This is a genomic window from Streptomyces sp. A01 (genome assembly GCF_059026195.1).
Map to the genome: position 1 here is coordinate 1 of NZ_JBWLKN010000008.1, position 24,128 is coordinate 24,128.

The 24,128-nt window shown below is 71.5% G+C and carries 21 protein-coding genes and 1 pseudogene; 8 read left to right on the forward strand and 14 right to left on the reverse strand.

Translation table 11 applies throughout. The features are described from left to right. Positions 1 to 185: 185 nt before the first annotated feature. On the reverse strand, positions 186 to 779 hold the full coding sequence (locus AC5P1B_RS12645; protein ID WP_493887030.1) for a TetR/AcrR family transcriptional regulator: 594 nt from the start codon (positions 777 to 779) through the stop codon (positions 186 to 188). 466 nt (positions 780 to 1,245) lie between these two features. On the opposite strand from AC5P1B_RS12645, the gene AC5P1B_RS12650 reads away from it, so the two are divergent. After that, positions 1,246 to 1,533 carry a hypothetical protein gene (locus AC5P1B_RS12650; protein ID WP_493887031.1) on the forward strand — a complete coding sequence of 96 codons (288 nt, stop codon included), beginning with the start codon at positions 1,246 to 1,248 and terminating at the stop codon, positions 1,531 to 1,533. 66 nt (positions 1,534 to 1,599) lie between these two features. Here the strand turns inward: AC5P1B_RS12650 and AC5P1B_RS12655 are convergent, their stop codons facing one another. From AC5P1B_RS12655 to AC5P1B_RS12670, 4 genes are all read right to left on the reverse strand, one after another. Beyond that, positions 1,600 to 2,565 (reverse strand): GNAT family N-acetyltransferase, encoded by a 966-nt coding sequence (locus AC5P1B_RS12655; RefSeq protein WP_493887032.1) that lies wholly within the window; start codon positions 2,563 to 2,565, stop codon positions 1,600 to 1,602. Between the two features lie 73 nt (positions 2,566 to 2,638). Then, a complete protein-coding gene (locus AC5P1B_RS12660) occupies positions 2,639 to 4,093 on the reverse strand; it encodes an amino acid permease (RefSeq protein WP_493887342.1) in 1,455 nt (484 codons plus the stop codon). A gap of 241 nt (positions 4,094 to 4,334) precedes the next feature. Further along, the gene (locus AC5P1B_RS12665; protein ID WP_493887033.1) at positions 4,335 to 5,291 is read right to left on the reverse strand and encodes a hypothetical protein; all 957 of its coding nucleotides are present in this window, start codon (positions 5,289 to 5,291) and stop codon (positions 4,335 to 4,337) included. A gap of 587 nt (positions 5,292 to 5,878) precedes the next feature. After that, the gene (locus AC5P1B_RS12670; RefSeq protein WP_493887034.1) at positions 5,879 to 6,226 is read right to left on the reverse strand and encodes a VOC family protein; all 348 of its coding nucleotides are present in this window, start codon (positions 6,224 to 6,226) and stop codon (positions 5,879 to 5,881) included. A gap of 463 nt (positions 6,227 to 6,689) precedes the next feature. Here AC5P1B_RS12670 and crtI point away from each other — a divergent pair, with 463 nt between their 5' ends. The 3 genes from crtI to AC5P1B_RS12685 are packed head-to-tail and all read left to right on the forward strand — an operon-like array spanning position 6,690 to position 10,269. Then, entirely contained in the window at positions 6,690 to 8,240 is a 1,551-nt protein-coding gene (gene crtI, locus AC5P1B_RS12675; RefSeq protein WP_493887035.1) for a phytoene desaturase family protein, read from the forward strand. Further along, entirely contained in the window at positions 8,237 to 9,256 is a 1,020-nt protein-coding gene (locus AC5P1B_RS12680) for a phytoene/squalene synthase family protein (protein WP_493887036.1), read from the forward strand. Before crtI ends, AC5P1B_RS12680 begins: the two co-directional genes overlap by 4 nt. Then, positions 9,253 to 10,269, forward strand: coding sequence for a Rieske (2Fe-2S) protein (locus AC5P1B_RS12685; protein WP_493887037.1), 1,017 nt, complete (start codon positions 9,253 to 9,255; stop codon positions 10,267 to 10,269). Before AC5P1B_RS12680 ends, AC5P1B_RS12685 begins: the two co-directional genes overlap by 4 nt. Positions 10,270 to 10,312: 43 nt before the next feature. On the opposite strand, the gene AC5P1B_RS12690 is transcribed toward AC5P1B_RS12685, so the two are convergent. From AC5P1B_RS12690 to AC5P1B_RS12710, 5 genes are all read right to left on the reverse strand, one after another. After that, complete coding sequence (locus AC5P1B_RS12690; protein ID WP_493887343.1) at positions 10,313 to 11,890, reverse strand: FAD-dependent oxidoreductase; 1,578 nt, start codon at positions 11,888 to 11,890, stop codon at positions 10,313 to 10,315. A 144-nt stretch (positions 11,891 to 12,034) separates the two neighbouring features. Next, the gene (locus AC5P1B_RS12695) at positions 12,035 to 13,237 is read right to left on the reverse strand and encodes a lycopene cyclase family protein (RefSeq protein WP_493887039.1); all 1,203 of its coding nucleotides are present in this window, start codon (positions 13,235 to 13,237) and stop codon (positions 12,035 to 12,037) included. A 237-nt stretch (positions 13,238 to 13,474) separates the two neighbouring features. Beyond that, positions 13,475 to 14,719, reverse strand: coding sequence for an MFS transporter (locus AC5P1B_RS12700; protein WP_493887040.1), 1,245 nt, complete (start codon positions 14,717 to 14,719; stop codon positions 13,475 to 13,477). 175 nt (positions 14,720 to 14,894) lie between these two features. Beyond that, positions 14,895 to 15,308, reverse strand: a complete 414-nt coding sequence (locus AC5P1B_RS12705; protein ID WP_493887041.1) for an ester cyclase — start codon at positions 15,306 to 15,308, stop codon at positions 14,895 to 14,897. A 32-nt stretch (positions 15,309 to 15,340) separates the two neighbouring features. Further along, a complete protein-coding gene (locus AC5P1B_RS12710) occupies positions 15,341 to 16,030 on the reverse strand; it encodes a TetR/AcrR family transcriptional regulator (protein WP_493887042.1) in 690 nt (229 codons plus the stop codon). A 223-nt stretch (positions 16,031 to 16,253) separates the two neighbouring features. On the opposite strand from AC5P1B_RS12710, the gene AC5P1B_RS12715 reads away from it, so the two are divergent. Further along, a complete protein-coding gene (locus AC5P1B_RS12715; protein ID WP_493887043.1) occupies positions 16,254 to 17,894 on the forward strand; it encodes an IS1182 family transposase in 1,641 nt (546 codons plus the stop codon). A gap of 65 nt (positions 17,895 to 17,959) precedes the next feature. Here AC5P1B_RS12715 and AC5P1B_RS12720 read toward each other — a convergent pair whose 3' ends face one another. Continuing rightward, the gene (locus AC5P1B_RS12720) at positions 17,960 to 20,023 is read right to left on the reverse strand and encodes a heavy metal translocating P-type ATPase (RefSeq protein ID WP_493887044.1); all 2,064 of its coding nucleotides are present in this window, start codon (positions 20,021 to 20,023) and stop codon (positions 17,960 to 17,962) included. A gap of 106 nt (positions 20,024 to 20,129) precedes the next feature. On the opposite strand from AC5P1B_RS12720, the gene AC5P1B_RS12725 reads away from it, so the two are divergent. Beyond that, positions 20,130 to 20,486, forward strand: a complete 357-nt coding sequence (locus AC5P1B_RS12725; RefSeq protein WP_493887045.1) for an ArsR/SmtB family transcription factor — start codon at positions 20,130 to 20,132, stop codon at positions 20,484 to 20,486. Between the two features lie 51 nt (positions 20,487 to 20,537). On the opposite strand, the pseudogene AC5P1B_RS12730 reads toward AC5P1B_RS12725, so the two are convergent. From AC5P1B_RS12730 to AC5P1B_RS12740, 3 genes and pseudogenes are all read right to left on the reverse strand, one after another. After that, a pseudogene (locus tag AC5P1B_RS12730) lies at positions 20,538 to 20,693 on the reverse strand (lipase maturation factor family protein); the annotation flags it as partial. Continuing rightward, the gene (locus tag AC5P1B_RS12735; protein WP_493887345.1) at positions 20,678 to 21,775 is read right to left on the reverse strand and encodes a methyltransferase domain-containing protein; all 1,098 of its coding nucleotides are present in this window, start codon (positions 21,773 to 21,775) and stop codon (positions 20,678 to 20,680) included. The gene AC5P1B_RS12735 and the pseudogene AC5P1B_RS12730, both read right to left, overlap by 16 nt. 226 nt (positions 21,776 to 22,001) lie before the next feature. Continuing rightward, on the reverse strand, positions 22,002 to 22,175 hold the full coding sequence (locus AC5P1B_RS12740) for a hypothetical protein (RefSeq protein WP_493887047.1): 174 nt from the start codon (positions 22,173 to 22,175) through the stop codon (positions 22,002 to 22,004). A gap of 156 nt (positions 22,176 to 22,331) precedes the next feature. On the opposite strand from AC5P1B_RS12740, the gene AC5P1B_RS12745 reads away from it, so the two are divergent. Next, positions 22,332 to 23,582, forward strand: a complete 1,251-nt coding sequence (locus AC5P1B_RS12745) for an NsdA family TPR-like regulatory protein (protein WP_493887048.1) — start codon at positions 22,332 to 22,334, stop codon at positions 23,580 to 23,582. Beyond that, positions 23,573 to 24,091, forward strand: coding sequence for a GNAT family N-acetyltransferase (locus AC5P1B_RS12750; RefSeq protein WP_493887049.1), 519 nt, complete (start codon positions 23,573 to 23,575; stop codon positions 24,089 to 24,091). Before AC5P1B_RS12745 ends, AC5P1B_RS12750 begins: the two co-directional genes overlap by 10 nt. Positions 24,092 to 24,128: the final 37 nt, after the last annotated feature.

Here is a 24,128-nt window from a genome sequence, read left to right on the forward strand (position 1 = left end):
ACACCCTCGCCCAATGCCAACGCGCCGCCCAAGCCGCCCGCACCACCGACACCCCCCAACAAGCACGCCAAGCAGCGGAGCGTGAGCTGGGACTCGCCTGACCCGCCCGGACCGGGGTCCCCGTACCGGCCAGGCCGCTTTCGCGGCCTGGCCGTCGCGTTTGCCCGGGCGAACCGGACGAGGCGTCAGGGGCGCCGCGCCAGCACCCCGTCGAGGATGTGCTCGACGCCCCGCTGGTAGGTGTACTCCGCCTCCAGTCGCCGGGCCCGCGACGCGAGTCCGGCCAGATGCCGGAACGTGCCGGCTTCCGATCCCGCGGTGGCCACCTCGATGTAGTGCGGCGCGTCCGCCCGGTGCTCCGCTCCCTGGTCTGTCGCCCCCGGGCGCGGAACGGTCGCCATGACCTTCCCGGCCGTGAAGTACCAGATCGTCTGGTGGGCCCCGAACGCCTGCTCGTCGCTCAGGCCCAGCGCGATGAGCGAGCCGATGATCTCCTCGGTCATCCAGACAGCCGACACGCCCACCAGGTCGCCGCGCGCGACGATGGGCACGACCCACGGGTTGTCCAGGAACGCCTGGTACATCAACTCGCAAGCCGTCAGCAGCCGTTGTCTGGGATCGTCCGGCAGGGGCGGGTGCGGCAGAGTCCGTGCGACGTGTTCGAGTACGAGCGCCAGCAGCTCGTTCTTGTCCCGCACGTGGTGATAGACGGCCATCGGCGTGCTGTCGAGCGCTGTCGCCAGTCGCCGCATCGTCAGCTGCTCCGAGCCGTCTCTCACGATGATCTCGTATGCCGTCGTGACGATCTGTTCCCGTGACAGCCGTGGTGGCCGCCCTCGCCTCGGCGGGGCCGTCGTGTTCCCAGTCAGTGCTCTGCCCTCATCGTCTCGCCTCGTCATGGTGCCGCCGGCCGGTGTCCCGCTGTCGCGGAACCGGCTTTGAGGATACTTTTATTATATGTGTACGTTAATGTGCGTGAGCGATGGCCCGCCGATTGGCAGGCGCGGACCGCGCCATGTCCGCGCGTCCCTCGGCGGCCGGCAACCAGGGGCAGCCCGGCCGCTGATGCCGCTCGGCGCGCCGGGCGGTGGCCCGACCGGACGACGGCCCAGACGGCCTCACACGCCTTTACGCGGCCTCAGGCGACCTCACACGGCCTCGCCGCTCACCAGCCTCGGCATCGGCGCCTGCTTCGTCCCGCTGGCGGGCGCGGCGACCACCGGCGTCCCGGCCGGTGCGGAGGGCGTGGCCTCAGGGCTGCTCAACAGCGCCCAGCAGGTGGGCGGTTCGCTGGGACCGGCCGTGGCGGTGAGCGTGGCGACCAGCCGCGCGGGAGCCGCCGTACGCGACGGTGACCCGGCCCTGACAGCGCTCAACGACGGGTACAGCGCGGGGCTGCTCACCGCGGCGGGTCTGCTCGCGGGTGCCGCGCTGCTCTCCTGGGTCCTCCCCGGGCGCCGGCGGGGCTCTTCCGGGCCCGCTGACGCCTCCGGCCGGGACCGGCCCACGCGTACGGGCGGCCGCACGCTGTAAGGCCGTGGCCCCGGCCGGTGGCGCGCCGCACGGGCGCCGCCCATGCCCACCGTGGCGTCGGGGCCGTCAGCCCAGTTCCAGCGTGCTGACGCCGTAGGTGCACTCAAGGCGGGTCGGCGGGACGGGGCCGGTGTACATGCGCATGGTCTCGGACGCGGGCGTCAGGCCGCGGGCCGTGGCGAGCGCTCCGCCCGCGGCGTTCGGTTCGGGGACGTCGACGCAGACCTCTTCGTCCGGGCCGAGCTGGGTGGTGAGGGCGTCGAACAGGGCCTCGGCGTCCTCCCGGGTGTCGGCGAACAGCGGGCCGACGCGCTGTCCGTCGCGGGACTTCCTGATCACCCCGTAACCGGCGATCTCCCCGTCGCGCAGGCAGACGTAGGCGGCGTGCCCCTCGGTGGTCAGCCAGCGGGCGAGGAAGGCGCGCCGCTCGGCCGGGAAGCACCGCTGGTCGTAGGCGGTGACGGCGTCGAGGTGGGCGGCGGTGACGGGCGTGACCCCCGGTGGCGGGGTGGTGTGCCGCTCGGGCCGTCCGGCGTAGCGGGCGGTCCGGTACGCGGTGCGGAATCCGGAGCGCCGGTAGGTCGCCTCCTGGGCGGGGACCGCGTCGAGGCCGATGAGCCTGTCCCCGGCGTGGGGCGTGGCGGCACGCCAGGTGGCCAGGCCGAGACCGCGGCGGCGATGCTCGGGGTGCACCAGGTAGTAGCCGAGGAACGCGTACTGGTCGGAGTAGTTGACGACGGAGACGGCCGAGACGGGCCGCCCGTCGAGGCGCCCGAGGAAGAATCCGGCGGAGTCCGTGGGGTGAAAGCACGCCGCGTCGCTGTGCCCGGGATTCCACCCCTCCTCGGCGGCCCACTCCACGACGTGGTGCCAGTCGTCCAGGCCGGCCCGGCTGACGGTGAGTCGGTCGGCGGGCCCGCCGCGGTGGCTTGCCGCGCGCTCACCGGTGGCGGACGTCCCGCCGCCAGGGGAGGGGGCTGTCGGGGTCTCGCGGGTGGTGGGCTGGGACGGGTCGTCGCCGAGGGAGTTCATGCCGTGTGTGGTCCTTTCCTCTGGGGGCAGGCGAGCCCGCGGCCGCGAACGGCCGCGGGCGGTCGCGGTGACGTCAGATGAGGTCCATGGCCGCGACTTCGTCTGGCCGACCGTAGCTGACGGGGCCTTGGAAGCGCCGCCGGGCGCTGGCGAACCACCACACCGTGGCGATGAGGAGCACCGTCCCCAGCGCGATCGGCGCGTAGTTGAACGAGGTGGGGGTGATCGGCGACGAGTGCGGCAGCATGAACAGCACATTGCTGAACACGATCCAGGTGACGGCGACGCGCGCGACGGCCTTGCCGTACCGCCCTAGGTGCCACGGGCCGTGCTCGAACTCGTCGTCCAGCCGCAGCCGCAGGAAGATCGGCACACCGTAGGCGAGGAAGAGCCCGACGACGTTGACGCTGACGATGGCGGTGAACGCGGTGTGCGACCACCAGCCGGGGATGACCAGCGCGAGCGAGCAGGCGGCGGCGAGCCACACCGCCTTGACGGGCGTACGGGTCCGGGAGGAGACCGAGTGCCACCAGCGTGAGCCGGGCATCGCGCCGTCCCGGGAAAAGGCGAAGATCTGCCGGGTATTGCTGGTCATGTTGGCCAGGCCGCAGAACAGCATGGCCCCGATGACGATCAACAGCAGCAACTTGGCCGTGCCCATGCCAAGCGCGTCGATGAGAATCTGTACGGGCGGCGCCGCCGCGCTCGCCTCCTGCGCGTAGTCGCGGATCGCGTAGACCAGGGCGAGCATGAGGATCAGTCCGGCCACCGCCGAGTACCCGATGGCCCGCATGATGCCCCGCGGTGTGTTGACGGTCGCCCGCACGGTTTCCTCCGACATGTGGAAACTGCCGTCGAAGCCGGTAAAGGTCCAGCTGGTGACGAGCAGGCCGAGCATCGCGCCGTACAGCCCGTTGCTGAACCCGGTGGCGTTGGCGAAATGGGTGACGAACGACGCCGACTGGTGGTGCGAGGGCATCACGGTCAGGCAGGTGACGATCACCACGAGGCCAACCAGCAGCCACCACACGGAAATCCGGTTCAGGAGGGCGACCAGCTGCACGGTGAAGGTGTTGGCCAGCGCCTGGACCAGCAGGATCACGGCGGTGATGAGGACGGTGCGCTGCGGCGTCACGTCGTAGGACGGCCACTGCATCGCGAGGAACGCCTGGATGAAGGTGGCGGCCGCGTAGCCGGTGGCCGCGGTTCCGCCCACCTGGCCGACGAAGTTCAGCCATCCCGTGTACCAGGACCAGGCGCCCCGGTGCCGCTTGGCGAGTTTGCCCGCCGAGAAATACAAAGCGCCACTGGTCGGATAGGCGGAGGAGATTTCCGCCATGGAAGCGCCGACGAACAGCACCATGATGGAAACGGCGATCCAGCCGAATACCAGTATCCGCGGACCTCCGGCATGCATACCGAAACCGAAAGAGGAGAAGATGCCGGAGATGATATTGATGATCGTGAACGAGATCGCGAAATTATCGAATGCCCGAAAGCGCCGGGTCAGTTTTCGCGGATATCCCATCGCGTGCAGTGTCGCGTCGTCGTCGATGGGCACGGGCGCGGCACGGCGCCGGGTTTTCTCACGCGCGAGGAATGCGGGATCGGACACTGTCGGGACCTCTCTGATGGGGGTGACAGGAAGACATCGATGTCGTTTTTTCCGTACGCGTCACTGAAAGGCGTCCGCGCCACCGGCCCCTTGTCGCCTGGGCGCCGGGAACGCCGGGTCGTGCGAGGTGTGAGCGGTAGGTCGCTTCCGTCGTTCAGGTCGCGCCGGGCACCGGGAGACCGCACATGCGTCTGGCCTTGCTCAGCTGCTCCTCCGGGTCGCCGAACATGCTCCAGGGCATACGCGAGGCGTACGGGCCCATGGCGGTGAAGACCGCCCGCGCCTCGAACTCGCGGCGCGCCATGAACAGCGCGTGTGCGAGGTACGCCAGGTCGAGGACGGGGGTGAAGTGGTATCCGGGGACATGCGGAAGCCAGTGCTGGTAGACGCCGAGGGCCGTCGAGCTCCACTGGGGCTGCTCCCAGACGCGGTCGGCGAGCGGCGAGTCCGGGTTGTACGTTTCGGCGAGCGTCACCAGCGGCAGCAGCCGCAGGACCGAGTCGGCCGGGGCGCGCTGGCCGAGGAACGCGGCGACGTCCCACGCCTCATTGGTCATCCCGCCGTAGCGGGCGAAGAAGAACGCCAGGAACCGGTGATGCGCCTCGCGGTGCCAGGGGTCGAGCCGCAGGATGTGGGCGAACAGCGCCCAGGGCCCCGGCGGCGCGGTGAGCAGCCCCTGCGGGGCGGGATCACGGGGCCGCTGGAGGCGGGTCAGGCTCAGCCGAGCCACCCACGGTGTCGGGTCACCGGGCGAGGTCTCCGCCGCACGCTCGCACGCCGCCAGCGCTATCTGCGCCAGCGCGGCGGCCCGCCGGTCGCCGTCATCGGCGGCGCGGAGAGCGCGCAGCACCGCCACCCGCGCCCAGAGCGTCGCTGATTCGGGGTTCGGCTCCTCGGCCAACCAGCGTTCGGCCAGGTCGGAGTCCGCGGCCTCGGACGCCAGCACCAGCGACCGGTGGGCCCGAAGGCCGAAATCCGGCCGGGCCTCCTTCAGTGCCTCATCCGCACTCAGGTACCGGCCCGCCCGTACATCCACACACGCACGCGCCAGTCGATGGTCATCGGCCGCCGGATGCCACACGTACTGCCCCTCGAATAACCCAGCGGACATGTTCTCCTGCCGATCCTGCCGACGACACCACCCACACGCGCAGATCCCGCCCATGCCGAATTCGGCCGGAAGTCATCCCCGGCTCCAACGGCTACGGCAGGCCACACCCTACTCAGCATCAAGTCGGACGGAAACTGGTCACCCGAATTAGCTCGTTTCCCGACGTTCATGAGCGAGAAAGTTGAAGACAGACTCTATTTCTGGGCCTTCCTTCGCCTTGCCGCAGAGACCTGCTGGAACGTGCAGCTCGTGTAATTGGCATATGCCGTCGGCTGTTACTGCTGGGTTTCCCTTGACCTACTGGTGAGTTACCCCTCGAGCCAGGCGGTCGCCCGCCAGGTCAGCGGGTTTGGCCGGTAGTGCGCAAGACCGGCGCGCGTGACGGCGCCGGTGCGCTGGACAGCTCTCAGTGGACGGCGCAGAGGCGGGGACAGAAATGGCGCGTTCTGAGCGGTCGGGGCCGGGCGGCGCCACTGGCCGCCTCGCCGGCCCGGCGGTCGGGGTGCCCCGACCGCCGGCTGACGGCGTGACGCGCGCCCGCGTGCGAGACGCGGCGCTTTACTGAACGACGGGCGCCAGTGGCCGGGTCACACGTGGCCCAGCACATTGACGACCTGGCCGTTGGGGTCGCGCACGAAGAACCGGCGCACTCCCCATTCCTCGTCCTGCAAGGGATGCACGATCTCCGCGCCGCTCGCACGCATCGCCTCGTAGACCGCGTCCACATCACCCACCTCGATACTCATGTCGGGTGCCACGGGCGCGGTCTTGTCGCTGGTCATGAAGCTCGCCTGGGCGGCCGGGTGGGACGGGGAGGCGAGCGTCATGACCCAGCCGTGGTTCATGACCTCCCGCAGACCCAGCAGAGCGTAGAACTCCTTGCTCTCCTCCAGGGCCTCGGAACGGATGTTGGGCACGACGCGGTGGACTGCCATGGACGACTCCAGGTGAGAGCGCACGTATATCTGAGGTCTCAGGAGTACTACGACCCACCCGGCACCGCACACACTTTCGCGGCACGCGCTCGTGTCGCCGGACCTGGCGACGGCACCGTACGGAGGCGCTCCGTGCGCCCGGCGCTCCGGCTCGCACGGTGCGTCCGGGTGGTCGCTGTCGCCCGAAGGGCCCAGGCCCGACGTGCTGCCGGGGCGGGAGACCACCCGCCGTGGTGCACTGTGGCCGCGGCTGTGACCTGCCCCGACGCCACTTCTCTGACGTCGCCCCCCCGCCGCGTCCGCAAGAGCCCAAGACCGGCGTGACGGGGGACCAGCCGGCCGACGCGAGAAGAGGACCAGGGATGCGCCGCACGCAGCCAGGGGGACGCCCCCTCACCGGACGTCAGCCCTCCACGGGCACCGGGTCGCCCACCGGCCACAGGGCCCCCGACGGGGTCAGCCAGTGAGAACGCTGGAAGGCCCCACCGGGCATGTAGTAGTGGTCGGGGCCGGGCTCGCCGGTCTGTCCGCCACCTTGCACCTGCTCGGCGCGGGACGCCGGGTGACCGTCGTCGAACGCGACGCGCTGCCGGGCGGCCGCGCGGGACGCCTGGACCTCGACGGCTACCGGATCGACACCGGCCCGACCGTGCTGACGATGCCCAGCCTCGTCGCGGAAGCCTTCGCCGCCGTCGGTGACACGCTCGGCGACCGCCTCGACCTGATCCGCCTCGACCCCGCCTACCGCGCCCACTTCGCCGACGGCGGCCAGTTGGACGTCCACACCGAGGTGGCCGCGATGGAGGCGGCCATCGAGGAGTTCGCCGGGCCCCGGGAAGCCGCCGGCTACCGGCGGCTGCGCGAGTGGCTGCGACAGCTGTACGCGGTGCAAAGACGCCGCTTCATCGACACCAACTACGACTCACCGCTCCAGCTGCTGCACCCCGACCTCGCACGGCTCGCCGCGCTCGGCGGCTTCGGCAGACTCGACGCCCGCATCGGCCGGTTCCTCACCGACGAGCGCCTGCGGAGGGTCTTCTCCTTCCAGTCGCTGTACGCCGGAGTGCCGCCCGCCCGGGCCCTCGCCGCGTACGCCGTCATCGCCTACATGGACACCGTCGCCGGTGTGTACTTCCCCCGGGGCGGCATGCACGCCCTGCCCCGCGCCATGGCGGACGCCGCCGCCCACGCCGGAGCCGACTTCCGCTACGGGCACGACGTACTCCGGCTGGAACGGTCGGCCGACCGGGTCACGGCCGTCATCACCGCACACGACCGCATCCCCTGCGACGCCGTGGTGCTCACCCCCGACCTGCCCGTCAGCTACCGGCTGCTCGGCCGCCAGCCGCGCCGCGCCGTGCGGCTGCGGCGCTCCCCCTCCGCGCTGGTCCTGCACGTGGGCACCGACAGGACCTGGCCGGGCCTGGCCCACCACACGCTCTCGTTCGGGGCGGCGTGGAAGAACACCTTCCACGAACTGACCCGCAGCGGGCAGCTGATGACCGACCCGTCCCTGCTCATCACCCGCCCCACCGCCACCGACCCTTCCCTGGCGCCGCCCGGCCGTCATCTGCACCACCTCCTCGTGCCGTGCCCGAACACCGACATCGGCCCGGGCACCGACGACTGGCGCGGCCTCGCCCCCCGCTACCGCGCCGCCCTTCTCACCGAACTGGAGCGGCGGGGGCTGACCGGCATCGCCTCGGCCATCGAGACGGAGTGCCTGGTCACACCGGTCGACTGGACCGCCATGGGACACGCGGCGGGCACCCCGTTCTCCGCGGCCCACACCTTCGCGCAGACCGGCCCGTTCCGCCCCCGCAACCTCGTGCGCGGCACCGTGAACGCCGTACTCGCCGGGTGCGGCACCACCCCTGGCGTCGGCGTGCCCACCGTGCTGATCTCCGGAAAGCTCGCGGCGGCCCGCGTCACGGGCCTTCCCCCCACCCGCACCCGGGTGTTCACGCCCACGGCCGCTGCCGGCGACCGCGCCCGGCAGGGGGTACGCGTATGACGGGCCGTGAACTCGACGCGGCGGGCATCACCGACCCCGCCCTGCGCGCCGCGTATACCCAGTGCCGACTGCTCAACGCACGGCACGGCAAGACGTACTTCCTCGCGACGCGGCTGCTCCCCGTCGAGCGGCGGCCCGCCGTGCACGCGCTGTACGGGTTCGCCCGCTGGGCCGACGACATCGTGGACGATCTCGGCAGCGACGCGACACCCGGGGAGCGCCGCGCGACGCTGCGGGCACTGCACGACCGGCTCGACGCCGGGCTGCGGCGCGGGCACAGCGACGAGCCGGTCGTCCGGGCGCTGGCGCACACAGCGGCCGTCTACGGCATCGACCACCGGTACTTCGCCGACTTCATGGCCGCCATGCGCAGCGACCTCGACGTGACCGGCTACGCCACCTTGGACGACCTGTACCGCTACACGCACGGCTCAGCGGCCGTCATCGGACTCCAGATACTGCCCGTACTCGGCACCGTCGTCCCGCGCGCCGAGGCCGCCCCGTACGCCGCCGCGCTCGGCGTGGCCTTCCAGCTCACCAACTTCGTCCGCGACGTCGGCGAAGACCTCGACCGGGGCCGGGTCTACCTTCCCGCCGACCTGCTCGCCGCGCACGGCGTCAGCCGCGGGCTCCTCCAGTGGAGCCGCGCCACCGGCGCCCGTGACGCGCGTATCACCGCGGCACTGAAGGCCGCCGCCGCTCTGACCGGCGACATGTACCGGCGGGCCGCGCCCGGCCTCGGCATGCTCGACCCGGTGTCCCGCCCGTGTATCCGTACCGCCTTCGTTCTCTACAGCGCGATCCTGGACGCCATCGACCGCGATGGCTACGCCACCCTCCACCGGCGCGCCGTCGTCCCGCGCCGTCGCCGTGCGGCCGTGGCCGCCGACGGGCTGGCGCGGGTCGCCGCCGCCCGGGTGCGCGCCCGCGTCGCCCGCGACCAGCGGGCCATGCCGGGCCCGGCGCCGACCCGACCGGGCGCCGAGCGGCCCCGGCAGCGGACGGAGGCGGCGTGAGCGGGGGCGCCGCGCGGCCCGGCGGACTGTACCCGCTGCGCCTGCGCCGCCGCGCGACCCCATGGGAAGACCAGCGGCCCACCTGGCGCGACGCCGCCCCCGCCGTCATCGCGCAGGCGGTCAAGCGCGCCCAGGCCCGCCCCAGCGGCAACTGGTACGTCGTGGGCGCCACCCGGGACATCCGGCCCGGCCGTCCCTACGGGCGCACGGTCGCCGGTGCCGAGGTCGTCGTCTGGCGGGGCACGGAGGGCGGGCTCCGCGCCGGTCCCGGAGCGTGCCCGCATCTGGGCGCCGCCCTGCGGGACGGCCGGGTACGCTGCGGGACCCTCATCTGCCACTGGCACGGGCTCCCCCTCGACGGCCGCCCGTTCGCGGGATGGGAGCCGTATCCCGTCCACGACGACGGCGTGCTCACCTGGGTGCGCCTTGACCACGTCGGCGGCGAACAGCCCCTGAAGCGGCCCCCGGTGCCCGACCGGCCGCGCCTCGCGACGGCGCTCGACGCCGTGTACACCGGGGTGGGGCGGTGCGAGCCCGAGGACGTGGTGGCCAACCGCCTCGACCCGTGGCACGGGGCGTGGCTGCACCCGTACTCCTTCGCCGACCTCAGGGTGACCGGCGCGCCGGACGAGGGCGCCGCAGCGGGCGGTGACGGGCTTTCCGTTGAGGTGTCGTTCAAGGTCGCGGGCCGGGCGGTCGTGCCGGTCCGCGCGGTGTTCACCGCGCCAGGGCCCCGCACGGTCGTCATGCGCGTCACGCGCGGGGAGGGGAAGGGCTCCGTCGTGGAGACGCACGCCACGCCGCTCGCCCCTGACGCGGCGGGGCGGCCGCGTACGGCGGTCATCGAGGCGGTCGTCGCCGCTTCCGGCCGACGTGGCTTCGCGCTCGCCCGGAACGCCGCGCCGCTGCTGCGGCCGCTGATGCGCGCCACCGCCGGACGCCTGTGGCGCGACGACCTCGCCTACGCCGAGCGCCGCTGGGAACTGCGCGCCGCAGGGCGCTTCCCTGGCTGACACAGCGTCAGGCCATGCTCCCAGGTGCTCCGCCCTCGCGTCCTCAGCCGCCACTCCAGCGAGCGAGGGCGCGCAGCGCGGGCACCCTTCCCCGGTCAGGCACGGTCCACAGGGTCTGGCCGCGCACGCCCCAGCGCTCCAGCAAGGTGTTCGCGGCGAGGAAGCCCGTGGTCGCCGCCCGTTCCATCAGGGCGACCGGCAGCCCACTGCGCACCACGTCGCCCGCCACCGTCACGGCCGGGTCGGGCGTCCGCACGGTCGGCCGGTCCAGGTAGCCGCCCACCGGGAACAGCGGGCAGTCCGCCCGCCATTCGTGGTGCTGGCCGACGGCCCTGGCACCGGCGGTCTCCGGGTACACGCGGTGCAGCTGCGCGAGCAGACGGTCCTGCGCCGCCTGCCGACCGGTGCCGGGTTCGATGGCGTACGCGTGGAGTTCGACGACGGAGCCGCCGGTACGGGCCGCCCAGCGCGCCGCTTCCCCTTCCCAGCGGTCCAGCACGCTGATGTTGTCCAGTGAGCCGTATCCGCTCGTGCCCAGGAAGCCGGGGCGGTCGGCGGCCACCGCGCGGTCCAGCCACCAGCGGGAGACCAGGAACGGCGGTGCGAGGCGCAGCCGCGCCATGCGGGCGCGCCACGGCGCGTCACCGAGGCGCGGCGAGCGCGCGACGAGGTCGCGCAGACCGCCCGGGTCCAGTGCCAGCACCACGGCGTCATGGCGCCGGCCCCGGCCGTCAGCGGTGACCATGAGACCGCCGTCCGGCGCGGGGTCCACACTCCGCACGGCCTCGCCGCACCGCACCTCGACGCCATGGCCCGTCAGATAGCGGGCCAGCGGGTCCCACAGCGCCTGTGGGAAGGGCTCCGTGGGCACGGCGAACAGCAGTCCTTCGCTGGAGCCCAGGAAGTAGATGTGGAACATCAGCGCCAGTTCGGCGGCGGACAGGTGGCGCGGGTCGGCGAAGAAGCTCCGCGAGAACACCTCGAACGCCAGATGGTGGGCGGCCTCGGGGAAGCGGACCCGCTCCAGCAGCTCCCGGGCGCTGATGCCGTCGAACCGCTCGTACACCTCCGGGACGCGCACATCGAGCAGCGGCAGCGCGGCGCGTGGCCGCATCCGGGCCAGGTCCCGCCAGCCGAACGTCGGGCTCAGCGCCACGAAGCCGAGCGCGCTCCACGGCGGGGTGCGCGGCACCCGCGCGAAGCTGTCGCACAGGCCGCCACTGTGCCGCAGCGGATAGTCGGGCAGGGTCACCAGCGACGTCAGCTCCGGGTCGATACGCCGCAGCAGCCCCCGGAGGTTGTAGTACTGGTGGAAGAAGGCGTGGAAGCCCCGGCTCATGGTCGCCGCCGAGCCGTCGGCGAGCTCCACCGGCCAGCCCGCCAGCCGGCCACCGAGGACCGGTTCCCGCTCGTAGAGGGTGACGCGCACCCCGCGTTCCGCGAGCGCGGTGGAAGCGGCGAGCCCGGCGATGCCCCCGCCGACGACGGCCACACGCGGCGCCTCACCGGTGACCCGGGGACGGCCCGGCGGCGGCACGAGCACCCGGGCCCGCCGGTCCCTGCCCCGCCGGCAGGTGCGCCGTCGTCCTGTGTCCTGGCGGTCCGTGACGCGGTGGTCCATGACGTGGTGGTCCGTGTCCGGGTAGCCCACGTTCTGGCGGTCCGCGCCCCGTCGTTCCGTGTTCTGACGTTCCGTCTCACGCGGCGTACTCATGACACGGTCTCCTCCTCCAGTGGGGCACGGATGCCGGGAACCGGCAGCATGTCAGCCACCGCCCGCCGGGGCGGGCTTCCGGCGCAGCAGCGGGAGTTCGGCCGCGGTGCGCAGTATCGGCAGGACAGGGGTGCGCAGGCCGATCGCGATGTCCTCGCGCACCCGTGTGGCGCCGTCCAGGAAGCGCAGCAGACGGTCCACCGGTACCTGCCGGAACAGCCGTGTGAAGAACTCCGCCCCGTCCACCCGGCCGCTGGCCAGTGCCCGCAGGAGCACGGCGTCCATCGCGCGCGACCGGGCAGGGTGAGCGGGCGGCGGGAGTGGCGACCGGCCGTGGTGCAGCGCGTCGGCGATGGCGCGCGTCTGCCGCTGCACGGCGGCGAAGGTGTATCCGGTCGAGGCGCGCGTCGCCCCACCGGCGGCCCCGACGCGGAAGACGTGGGCGCCGCACCGGCGCGGGTAGCGGGCGTCGGTCATCGGGATCACCCCCTGCTCGGTGCCGGTCACCTCGAACCGGCCCAGCCCCAGCACCCGGCCCGTGTAGTGCCGCAGCGCCCGGTCGTAGCCGTCGTCACCGAGTACGGCGGGGGCGAACTCCGTGTACTCCACCAGGGCCTCTTCGGCGCTGAGCGGCAGTACGTAGCCGAAGGACAGGCCGCGGCGCGGTGGCGGCGTGCGGAAGTCCATCAAGTCGGCGACGTCCATGTCGAACACGGGCCGCTCGGTGCGGACGAACCAGCCCCGGAAGTGCTGGAGCAGCGTGGTGCGGGCGGGCGGAAGCACCGGCAGGGGGCGGGAGTCGAACACCCAGCGGGCGCGCAACCGCAGCGGCGCGCCGCCCGCGGTGACGCCCCGCAGCTCCGCCCCGTGCGGTGGTGCGTCGCGGATCTCGTGGACCACCGCCGCCACGTGCCGCAGCGACGGCGAACCGGCGAGCGCCGCGCCCACCAGCGACTCGAACGCGCCCGACCGCAGCATCTTGTACCGCAGCGGAGCCAGCCCCCGCTCCAGCTCCTCCCCGTCAGGGGCCCGCACGCGCAGCCGGTCCCACGAGGCCGCCAGCGCCTGGTCGTAGGGACCGCCGGGCTCCTCCCAGAAGCACCAGGTCCGTTCCGGAGCGCTCAGCGGTCCCGGTGGCGCACCGACCAGCGTCACCTCGCGCCGGGGGCAGCCGGCAGGAGGCTCGCACAGCCGGTGGGCGAGGGAGAGCCCGGCGGCGCCCGCCCCGACGATGGCGACCTCCGTGTCGTACACGCCATCTCCCTTCCGCCCGCGCGCTGTTCGCGGTCCGGGCATCGGTGCGGGACCGGAGCGAGCCGGCACGGGCACCCGTAGCGCTGGGCCACCGGCACAGCATCGCGCACCGGCAGGCTCACCCGGCGCAGACACGACAGGCGGTACGCACGGCCCCGCGACCGCACTGGCGCCAGCACCCGCAGCAGCGCCAGCACGGACGCGGACCTCGCACGGGCCCGCGCGTCGCCGCGTCACTCAGGCGTCGTCCGGCCAGGTGAGGCGCTTGGCGAAGTGAATCCACGCGACCAGAACGACGAGCAGCGCGGTCGCGCCGCCGAGCGCCATGACCGCCGAGGGGGACGCGCGGTCCACGACGAGCCCGCCGGCCAGCGCCCCCAGCGCGAACGTCGCCTGGAACGAGGCGGTGAACAGCACGGCGGCGGCCTCCGGCGCGTGCGGGGCCGCCGCGGAGAACCACGTCTTCGACGAGACGGGCACCGCCCCGTACGCGACTCCCCAGACGATCAGCAGCGCGAGCGCTCCGGCGCTCCACCGGCCGAGGACGGGGAGCAGCAGGGCCGCGAGGGCGAGCAGCCCGGCGGCGGCCGCGAACGTGGCACGCGGACGGCGGACGACCGTCGCGCCTCCCGCGAAGTTGCCGGCGATCCCGGCGACCCCGTACGCCAGCAGGAACACGGTGACCAGCCCCGGGCCCGCGTGGGTGACCTGCTCAAGGAACGGCGTCACATACGTGTACGTGCCGAAGTGGGCCAGCACGACGAGGAAGGTCATCAGCAGTGCGAAGCGGGTGTTGGTGCCCCGCACCATGTCACGCAGCACACGCAGCCTGGTGATCCGCTCGGCGGGCAGTGGCGGGAGGACCAGGAGCAGCATGCCGAACACGGCCACCGTCAGCACGCCCATGACGCAGAACGCCGTGCGCCAGCCCGCGACGTCGCCGAGGAAGGTCCCGGCGGGCACGCCCAGTACCGAGCCCAGCGGAACCGCCGAGAAGATGACCGCCGTCGCCTTGCCGACCGACTCCGGCGGGACCAGCCGGTCGGCCAGACCGGCTCCGATCGACCAGAAGCCGCCGATGACGATTCCGACCATGACGCGGGAGACCAGGACGAGCCGGTAGTCCGGTGCCACGGCGGCCAGGAAGTTCGCCAGCGCCAACATGAGCGTCAGGGCGCACAGCATGAAGCGGCGGTCCAGGCGCGCTGTCGCCAGGGTGACGGTGGGGGCGGCGACCGCGGCGAGGACGCCCGGCAGGGACATCATCAGCCCGGCCGTTCCGTCCGAGAGGCCGAAGCTGGAGCCGATCGACGTCAGCAGGCCGATCGGCAGGATCTCGGTGGTGACGATCGAGAAGATGCCCAGCGTTATCGCGGCCACGGCGAGCCAGCCGACGAGGGGCGAGCGGGGTGGAGCGGCGGTCTCTTCGGGGGACGCGGGGCCGATGGGTGTGCCGTCGGCGGACGTGGCGGCGGTGGTCATGGAATCCGTCCTGTGGTGGACGCCCTGCTGGGCTGGGCGCACCAGTCCAGCAGCCGCCACCTGCCAGGATCTGGCAGATTTTCGCCGCCGACGTCACTGACGGAGGTCATGTCGCCTTTCCGCCGGGAGCCGGGGTCAGAACCGCCGGGGCGGCGGTCCCAGCTCCGTGGGTGACTCACTGACCGCCCAGGGCGCCCAGGGCGGTCATCATGCCGAGACCGTCCGAGACGACCCAGAACTCGGCGAACCGGCCGTCGGCGACGCGGAAGATGTCCTGCCCGGCGAAGGAGATCCGGGTGCCGGGTTCGACGGAGGCGCCGGGGATGCCCGAGCGGTAGGAGCCGTGGAACGTCCAGTGCGCGGCCACCAGGCCGTCACCGATGACCGGTCCGACGTCGAGGGTGGTCTCGATGTCGCTGAAGTAGTCGTGCGACTGGCGGATCTGTTCGGCTGCCTCCCGCGGCCCGTGCACGTCAAAGCTGGGCCAGTGCCCGACGAAGTCGGGGGTCAGGATGTCCTCGGCGACGGAGAAGTCGCCGTGCCACACCTCGAAGAGCCAGCGCCGGTAGAGAGCTTCGATGTCGTTCATGCCTCCATTTTGCGTACGCGTACGCAGAGACGTCAATCACCGTGGGGCGGCGTGTCTCCTGCCCTGTTCGTCAGGGCGCTGACCAGCGTGGCGAGGTCGTCGGCGAAGTGGTCACGGCGATCGGGGGAGGTCCAGTAGCCGCGCAGCGCCGCCACCGTGGGGTGCTCGGCGGGGTCGGCCTCCGCGGGGACGCTCACCTGGTACGGGGCGCGGCCGTCGGGGCGCGCGTCGCGCTGGGTCAGGTCGCCGAGGAGGAACGCCCAGACGATCCGGTTGGCCGTGGCCGCCTGTTCGAGGGAGAGCCCGCACGCCTGCCAAGCGGCGTAGATCTCCTCCAGCAGCCATACGACGGACGGCGCCATGAGGTCGCCTCGTCCCAGCACCTCCACGACCCAGGGCCGGGCGCCCAGCTCATCGTGTTCCCAGGTCAGCAGGGTGAGCAGGCGCGCGCGGGGCTCCTCGGGCAGCGTGGGGCGGGGCAGGTCGGCCACGATGCGGTCCAGGAGCAGGATCAGCAGCTCGTCCTTGTCGCGTACGTGCCGGTAGATGCTCATGGGGGCGCTGCCCAGGGCGTCGGCGACGCGCCGCATGGACAGCGCGTCGCTGCCCTGCCGGGTGACGATGTCCAGGGCGGCCTCGACGATCCGCTCACGGGACAGCCGGGCGGGCCGCCCACGGCTCGCCGCCTTCCGTCCGGTTCCTGCCGCGTTGCGCTCGCTCACGACCAGCAGTCTGTCACCGCGGTCTGTCACCGCGGTCTCCCACCGGGTCTGTCACCGGGTCTGTCACCGTGCCGCCGTCCGGCGCCCCGCTCCCGACGCACCGCCGATGCGGCGTGCCCCCGCCTGGCTGACACTGTTGGGGAACCGGGGACTGAACGTGACGTCGGCCTTCGCCGCCCTGTTGGGGTGGTGAGGGTCGACGTTGTGTTTGGGGAGGGTGTCGGTGTCGCTGCGGCAGTGGGGGCTCGGGGAGATCCCGGCGGAGACAGCTCGGGTTGCGTGGACGGTGTGTCCGAAGGGCACGCTGGCGATGCGCCTGCGGGATGAGTTTGCGGATGTCTTCCGCGCCGAGGAGGTCGGGCGGTTGTTCCCTGCGGGAGGCCGTCCGGTGGTGCCGCCGGGGGTGCTGATGCTGGTCACGGTGTTGCAGTTCACCGAAGGGCTGTCTGACCGGCAGACCGCGGAAGCGGTTCGCACCCGGATCGACTGGAAGTACGCGATGGGGGTCGAGCTGACCGATACCGGGTTCGACTACTCGGTACTGAGCGACTTCCGGGCCCGGCTGGTCGAGGGAGGCATGGCAGGGGAGGTCTTCGAGCGGGTACTCGTGACTGCCCGGAGCCGGGGACTGCTGAAGCCGGCGGGGCGGGCCAGGACCGACTCCACGCGGGTGCTGGGAGCGATCCGGTCGGTCAACCGGCTGGAGGACATGGGAGAGACCTTGCGGGCCGCGCTCAACGCGCTGGCCGCTGTCGCTCCGGAATGGCTGGTGGCGCAGGCGGACCCGAAGTGGTTCGACCGGTACGGGCACCGCGTTGAGGACGCCCGGCTGCCCAAGGGCAGGGACAAGCGCCGGGAGCGGGCTGAGCGGATCGGCGCGGACGGGGTGCGGTTACTGGGGGCGGTGTTCGGTCCGTCGGCGCCGGGCGGTCTGCGGGATCTGTCGGCGGTCGAACTGCTGCGGCAGGCCTGGGTGCACAACTTCCATATGGTGGAGGGGGAGGTGCGTTGGCGGGAGGAGAAGGACCTCCCGCCGGGCAGGCTGCGGTCGGCGTCTCCTTACGACTCCGAGGCCCGGCCGGGCTCCAAGCGTGGCTCCGGATGGACGGGATACGTCGTCCATCTCACCGAGACCTGCGAGACCGATCTTCCGAACCTGATCACCCATGTCGCTACCACGGACGCCTCGGTCGGCGACGTGAAAATGACAGGCGTCATCCATGCCGCGCTGGCCGAGCGCGGGCGGCTTCCCGCAGTGCACCTGGTGGATGCCAACTACATCGACGGGCACAATCTGGTCACTGCCCGTCGTGACCTGGGCATTGAACTCCTCGGCCCGATCCAGGCCGACACCGCCACCCAGGCCCAGGGCCAGTACCACCAGGACGCCTTCAGCGTCGACTGGGACAACCGGACCGTGACCTGCCCCAACGGCCAGACCAGCACGGTCTGGCGGGACACCACCAGCCACCGCGGCACACCGGTCGTCCGGGCCAAGTTCGCCGCGCGGCACTGCTCTCCCTGCCCTGCACGGGAGCAGTGCACCAGCTCACCCAACGGCCGGATGATCACACTGCGTCCCCGGGACGAACATGAAGCCATCCGCGAGCTCCGGGCCGCCGCAGACACCGATGACTGGAAGGAACGGCACCAGGCTCGCAACGGGATCGAGGGCACTGTCTCGCAAGGTGTCCGCGCCTTCGGCCTGCGCCGTTCCCGCTACCGCGGACGGGACAAGACCCATCTGCAGCACACCTTCACCGCCGCCGCGATGAACCTCACCCGACTCGACGCCTGGACCAACGGCGTCCCCCGAAGCGAAACCCGCACCTCACGCTTCGAAGCACTGCGTCCCGCCGCCTAACGGCGGCGGGCGCAGTCAACAGACCCATTTCCCAACAGTGTCTGGCTCGCGGGGGCACGCCCGCGTCAGCCCGCGCCGCTCCCGCTCTCGCCGCTCCCGCTCTCGTCCGTCGGCTGGCGCCACGCCGACTCCCGGAGCAGCCGCAGCCCGTTCAGCCCGACCAGCACGGTCGAGCCCTCGTGCCCGGCGACGCCCAGCGGGAGCGGCAGATGGCCCACGAGGTCCCAGACCACCAGGGCGCCGATGCAGACGGAGGCGATAAGCAGGTTCTGCCGTACGACCTTGCGGGCTTGCCGGGAGAGTGACACCACGGCGGGGACGGCGCGCAGTTCGTCGCGTACGACCACGGCGTCGGCGGTCTCCAGCGCGAGGTCGGACCCGGCCCGGCCCATGGCGAGACCACTGTGCGCCGCGGCGAGCGCGGGCGCGTCGTTGACGCCGTCACCGACGACGAGTACCCGCTCCCCGGCGTCCTCCCACGCGCGTACGGCAGCTACCTTGTCCTGTGGCAGCAGCCCGGCCTGTACGTCCGTGATGCCGGTCTCCCCGGCCAGCCGGGCAGCCGCCCGCGCGTTGTCGCCGGTCAGCAAGGTGGGCGTGGCGCCGGTCAGTTCGCCCAGCGCGGCGACCGCGTCGCGCGCGCCCGGCCTGGTGCGGTCGGCGATGGCCAGGACGGCGGCGGGGGCGCCGTCGAGCACGAGGACCACGGCGGTACGGCCGGTGTCCTCCACCTCGGCGACCGCCCGCGCCGCCTCATCGTGCTCCGCCGCCTGGCCGGAGAGGCCGGAGGAACCGGAACCGAGCAGCGCCGCCGGGCTGCCGACCCTGACCTCCCGCCCCGCGACCAGTGCGCGCACCCCGCGGCCCGGCGTGGAACCGAAGTCCGAAGCCCGCGCCAGCTCCAGCCCGCGCTCCCGCGCCGCGCTCACCACGGCCCGCGCCAGCGGGTGTTCGCTCGGGTGCTCGGCGGCCGCCGCCAGTGCCAGGGCCGCGTCCCGCTCCGGCGCGCCGGGCACGGCGGCCCGCAGCGGAGACGCCGCCGTGGCCAGGACGCGGACCTCGGCGACGCGCGGCGCTCCCTCGGTGAGGGTGCCGGTCTTGTCCAGCGCCACCCGGGTCACCTCGCCGAGGCGCTCCATCACCACGGCGGACTTCACGAGCACGCCGTGCCGCCCGGCGTTGGCGATGGCGGACAGCAGCGGGGGCATCGTCGCCAGCACGACGGCGCACGGCGACGCCACGATCATGAACGTCATGGCACGCAGCAGCGTCTCGGTGAAACCCGCGCCCCACGCGAGCGGCACCGTGAACAGGGCGAGGGTGGCGACGACGACGCCCACCGAGTAGCGCTGTTCGACCTTCTCGATGAACAGCTGCGTCGGCGCCTTGGTCTCGCTGGCCTCCTCGACCATCGCCACGATCCGGGCGATGACGGAATCGGCGGCGTCCCGGTCCACGCGCAGCCGCAGCGCGCCCGTGCCGTTGAGGGTCCCGGCGAACACCGGATCGCCCTGCTCCTTCGGTACGGGCAGCGGCTCGCCGGTGATCGTGGCCTGGTCGACGTCGCTTGAGCCGCTGAGCACGGTGCCGTCGGCGGGCAGCCGCTCCCCGGGGCGCACCAGCACCGTGTCGCCCACGCGCAGCTCCGTCAGTTCCACGCGCTGCTCGCCACCGCCGTCGGTGAGCCGTAGCGCGGTGGCCGGTGCCAGGTCGAGCAGGCCGCGCACCGAGTCGGCGGTACGGCGGGTCGCCAGGGCCTCAAGGCCGCCGGAGACGGCGAAGATGACGATCAGGAGGCCGCCGTCGAGGAACTGGCCGATGGCCGCCGCGCCCAGGGCGGCGACCACCATCAGCAGATCGACGTCGAGGGTCTTCTCCCGCAGCGCCTGGAGCCCCGCCCGGCCCGGCTCCCAGCCGCCCGCCGCGTAGCACACGGCGTACAGCGGCCCCCAGGCCCAGGCCGGTGCCCCGGCCAGGTCGAGGGGGAAGGCCAGGACGAAGGCGAGGGCCGACAGCGCGGCCCACCGCACCTCGGGCAGGGCGGCGAGCCGGGTGCGGCGCGGGGGCGGCGGGCCGCCCGCCGCCGTGGCGGCGGGGGAGCGGCGGTCGTCGACGAGCTGGGCTGCCATGGGAGGCGTACCTCTTCGAAGGAGCGGGCGGGGAGTCCTCTCACTATAGCCGCTCATATGAAGAGGTCTTCAAGTGTTTGTCCTTGATCGCGACTACGATGGCTCCATGGGACATGGAGCCAAGGGCGAGACCAATCGGGCGGAAGTTCTCGACGCGGAAGCCGCCGCGACCATCGCCGCCACCCTTCAGGCGCTGGCGACGCCGTCCCGGCTGATGATCCTCACCAGGCTGCGGCAGGGGCCCTGCCCGGTCACCGAGCTGGCCGAGGCCGTCGGCATGGAACAGTCGGCCGTCTCCCACCAGCTGCGGCTGCTGCGCGCCCTGAGCCTGGTCACCGGCTCCCGGCAGGGCCGCCGCATCGTCTACAGCCTCTACGACAACCACGTCGCCCAGCTGCTCGACGAGGCCGTCTACCACATCGAGCACCTCAGGCTCGGCGCCCGCGACCTGCCGGACCACTGACCACGGGCCCGGACCGCTGACCACTGGCCGCTGACCGCTGGGCTCCGGCTTCCGGTCCTGGGCGGGCGGCGCGCCGGGGAAGGGATTGGTCCGCGGCAGCCGCAGCGTGCGCGCGTCGCCCGCGAGCAGCTCGCCGATGAGCGGCGCGAACCATGGGCGGGCGAAGGCCGGTGACATCGCGGCGAACCACGTCATCCAGTCCTGACGATGTTCGTTGGCTCATCGAGCCAGAGCTGAGAGCCGACATCATCGAAGGTGAGCCCGTAGCGGGTGTAATGGGGGGAACCCGCCGACTTCCAGCGGTGGTAGGCCCGGACGACCTCCGCCCACAGGTTCCGCTTGCCGTACACGCACACGGCCTCCGTCCCGTACCACTCGCCGAAGTTCACGATGGTCACGGACGTGCCATCCTCGCTCCAGAGCTGAACTTGGCGATCCTCTCCCTCACCCCGGCTGGTGAAGGAGATGTCCGGGACATGCAGTCCCAGAGTGAAGTCAACTGCCCAGCCGAGCCCTAGCACTTCATCAGGGTCAATGAGCGACGGCCCGTAGTGGGCATCAGCAGCTGGGCTGAGTTCGTTGTTGGGCCGGTGCGCCCTGGCCCACATGTACCAGGCCCCGCCGACGAACTGCCCCGAGGCGACACCGGAGAACACCCGGAGCTTCAACAGCCCCCCGCGTGCGTACCGTGTGTTGAACGGGGTCAGGATGACCGCCCCGTCCGCTGCCTGCTCTCTCCACTCCCTTGGGATGTCCTTGACCGCGCACGTAGCGATGACGCGGTCATAGGGGGCCGACTTCTTCCAACCCTTCAGACCGTCTCCGCAGATGACTTCCGGCCCGTAGCCGGCGTCCTCCAGATTCTTGCTGCCCCACGCCGCCAGGATCGGATCGAACTCGACCGTGGTGACATTTTCGGAACCGGTGCCTTCGCTGATCAGGGCCGTGTCGTACCCCGAAGCCGTCCCGATGTGAAGCACCTTGTGCCCACGCTTCAAGTCCAGTTGATTCAGCTTCTCGAACACGATGTCAAGGCCGGAGATGGATGAGGAGTAGTCACCCTTGGCGGGCCCCTCGGCCACGGTCCGGCCATCGTCCATCTGTGTGATGAGGGAACGATGAGTGTCCCAGACCGCTTTGGGCCACGCGCTCTCGTCCTTGTACCGGTCGATGACCGGGTGCAAGCCGTCGCGACCGGCCTTCTGGTGCCAGAAGGCCGGTGGTGCGAATGCCTCGCGATCGACAGCATCGAAGGCCGGCCGAAGCCATGGGGACCGGAAGGCCCCCATCACTTCAAGCTCAGTACATGCGATCTCGCGGTAGTCCACGGTCACCTACTTCGGTCGTGATCCATCGGGCGACGGCGGGTCCGGGGGAGGTGCCCACGGCTTGTCCTCGGGCTCGCCACCGTGCTTGCCTGCCATGGGCGTTACCTCCTTGTCCCGGCGGATGCCGACTGTGGCGGAAGGGGGGAGCCGGGGCGATCGGGTCCCGGCCTTGGGTCTGTGGGTGTCCTCATGATGCGTCCTGGCTCCGGCCGGTGCTGAGGTCGGTGTCGCAGTGCACGCAGCGGTTCTGGTCTTTGTCCTCACCGACCCAGATGATCAAGGCGCGGCATTTGGGGTTGGGACACCTGGGGATCTCAGTGCCCTCTACCGTGATCGGCTGCTCGCCTTGGACCGCTGCCATGCGCCTGCCTCCGTTGTCCGTTGACCTGGTGATGTCTAGTCAACGGATGCTGTGGTCAGAGGGAAAGGCGAAATAAGGGGCGGCCCGGTTGCGTGACCCCGGTGATTTTTGCCTTCGGACTGTCGCCGGGTGATCGCACAGCGCTACCGTTGGGGTGTGGCTGAGAACGTCAAGCTGGCAGCCCGTATCAAGGAACTGGGCTTTTCCCAACCTGAGTTGGCGCGCAAGATCAACGGGAAGATCGAGGCGCTGACTGGCAAGCCGGGGCGCCTCGAAGCTCGTGACATCCGGCGCTGGCTCCGAGGCGAGACAGGATGGCCTCAGGACCGCATCAGGCTTTGCGCCGAGAAGGTTCTTCAGGCGACGTCCGAAGAATTAGGGTTCATCCCCCGGCGCAAACGAAGCGCAACCGTACCCCCGGAGGACGAGTCTGTGCACCGCCGTAAGTTCTTCACTGCCACCAGCGGTACCGTGCTGGCCGTTGTTGGTTCCAGCGGCGCCAAACTCGGGATGAGCGACGCTCACCGCTTCCAGGCGGAGTACGAGCGCGTCCTTGAGCAGGACTGGCGCATCGGCGGTATGCGAACGGTGGAGAACCGGGCTGCCGAACTAGCCCTCCGGGTTCAGTCGGCCTTATCCGTGGGCACGACATCGACCCGCGTCCGCAGAAGGCTCCACTGTTTGGCCTCGGACGCGTCATGCTCGGCGGCCTTCGCCGCCATCGACGCCAAGTCGACCAAACGGACCCGCGATCACCTGGACCGAGCAGTGACGTTCGCTGGTCTTTCGGGAGACAGCGAGACGCAGTACCACGTGTGGAACCATCTCGCTATGACGGCGTGTCAGCGGCAGGATTTCAGTGAGGGCGTGGCAGCCGCGGAGGTGATGAAGGCGTCCTCCGTCGCCCGTAGAGACCCCCTGTACGCGTCTCTCGCCCACATGCGCAATGCTCGGTGCTTGGTCAAGATGAACGCGCGGAGTGACACGCTACGTGCCCTGTCTACGGCGGAGAGGGCTTTCGCGCGGGCGGAGGGCAAGGGGCGTCCGGCATGGCTGAGTTTCTACGATCAGAGCGAAGTGGACGGCTTGGCTGCGAGTGTCTGGTCCGCCTTGGGGGCCTATGACCGTGCCGAAGCCTTCTTCCATCGCACGCTTTCCGGTATCCGGCCTGACATGGTTCGAAATCGAGCGCTGTACTCGGCGCATCTGGCACTGTCCCAGGCGAATCAAGGGGAGCTTGAGCTTGCCTGTGCCACGGGCCTCCGTGCGTACGAGCTCCTTCCCGAGGGGGCCGGCTCGAAGCGCACCACTGACACGCTCGGGAATGTACGGAAAGCCCTGGTCGCCTCGGGATCAAGGGCGCCCGCAGTCACGGAATGGATGGAGAGGTCTCGGCTATGGAGCTGAAACGCTACGGCCATGAAGACGCACGGCATATCAGGGCCATGCTCCTGGACATACACGATGAGGCGTACGCCGACGACCCCGACGAGTTTCACTCCCGCGATCGGTTCGCCGAGTTCGTTGACGCGTGGTCGAGCAAGGAGACATGGTCCTGTGTCGTCGGCTTCGCGGAAGGGCAACCGGTCGGATACGCCTACGGTGCGTTGTTCAGCCCTGGCGGGTGGTGGCGCGGCGTCGAGACACCTGATTGGCTCACGGAGGAGACTCAGGTATTCGCCCTGTCCGAACTCATGATCGTGCCTAAGTGGCGCAAGACACGGGCATCGACCCAGATCCATGACGCCTTGATCAACCATCAGGGTGCCGATACCGTGACGCTGTTCGTGGACTCGGCTCACCCGAAAGTACAAGCCGTCTATGAGCGCTGGGGATACCGCAAAATCGCCGAATCGAGGCCCTTCGAGGACGCGCCCTTGTACGCCGTGATGGTCAAGGGACTTGCCGGCGGCTGAGTCCGTGGCTCCTCACTCCACCACTGGCCCCGGGCCG

What these genes read in the sequence shown, in the direction of transcription:
- AC5P1B_RS12660 (WP_493887342.1), bottom strand. Translation starts at nt 4,093, where the DNA reads ATGGGATATCCGCGAAAACTGACCCGGCGCTTTCGGGCATTCGATAAT.
- AC5P1B_RS12720 (WP_493887044.1), bottom strand. Translation starts at nt 20,023, where the DNA reads ATGGCAGCCCAGCTCGTCGACGACCGCCGCTCCCCCGCCGCCACGGCG.
- AC5P1B_RS12655 (WP_493887032.1), bottom strand. Translation starts at nt 2,565, where the DNA reads ATGAACTCCCTCGGCGACGACCCGTCCCAGCCCACCACCCGCGAGACC.
- AC5P1B_RS12690 (WP_493887343.1), bottom strand. Translation starts at nt 11,890, where the DNA reads ATGGACCACCGCGTCACGGACCGCCAGGACACAGGACGACGGCGCACC.
- AC5P1B_RS12725 (WP_493887045.1), top strand. Translation starts at nt 20,130, where the DNA reads ATGGGACATGGAGCCAAGGGCGAGACCAATCGGGCGGAAGTTCTCGAC.
- AC5P1B_RS12680 (WP_493887036.1), top strand. Translation starts at nt 8,237, where the DNA reads ATGACGGGCCGTGAACTCGACGCGGCGGGCATCACCGACCCCGCCCTG.
- AC5P1B_RS12705 (WP_493887041.1), bottom strand. Translation starts at nt 15,308, where the DNA reads ATGAACGACATCGAAGCTCTCTACCGGCGCTGGCTCTTCGAGGTGTGG.
- AC5P1B_RS12670 (WP_493887034.1), bottom strand. Translation starts at nt 6,226, where the DNA reads ATGGCAGTCCACCGCGTCGTGCCCAACATCCGTTCCGAGGCCCTGGAG.
- AC5P1B_RS12750 (WP_493887049.1), top strand. Translation starts at nt 23,573, where the DNA reads ATGGAGCTGAAACGCTACGGCCATGAAGACGCACGGCATATCAGGGCC.
- AC5P1B_RS12700 (WP_493887040.1), bottom strand. Translation starts at nt 14,719, where the DNA reads ATGACCACCGCCGCCACGTCCGCCGACGGCACACCCATCGGCCCCGCG.
- AC5P1B_RS12740 (WP_493887047.1), bottom strand. Translation starts at nt 22,175, where the DNA reads ATGGCAGCGGTCCAAGGCGAGCAGCCGATCACGGTAGAGGGCACTGAG.
- AC5P1B_RS12665 (WP_493887033.1), bottom strand. Translation starts at nt 5,291, where the DNA reads ATGTCCGCTGGGTTATTCGAGGGGCAGTACGTGTGGCATCCGGCGGCC.
- AC5P1B_RS12735 (WP_493887345.1), bottom strand. Translation starts at nt 21,775, where the DNA reads ATGGGGGCCTTCCGGTCCCCATGGCTTCGGCCGGCCTTCGATGCTGTC.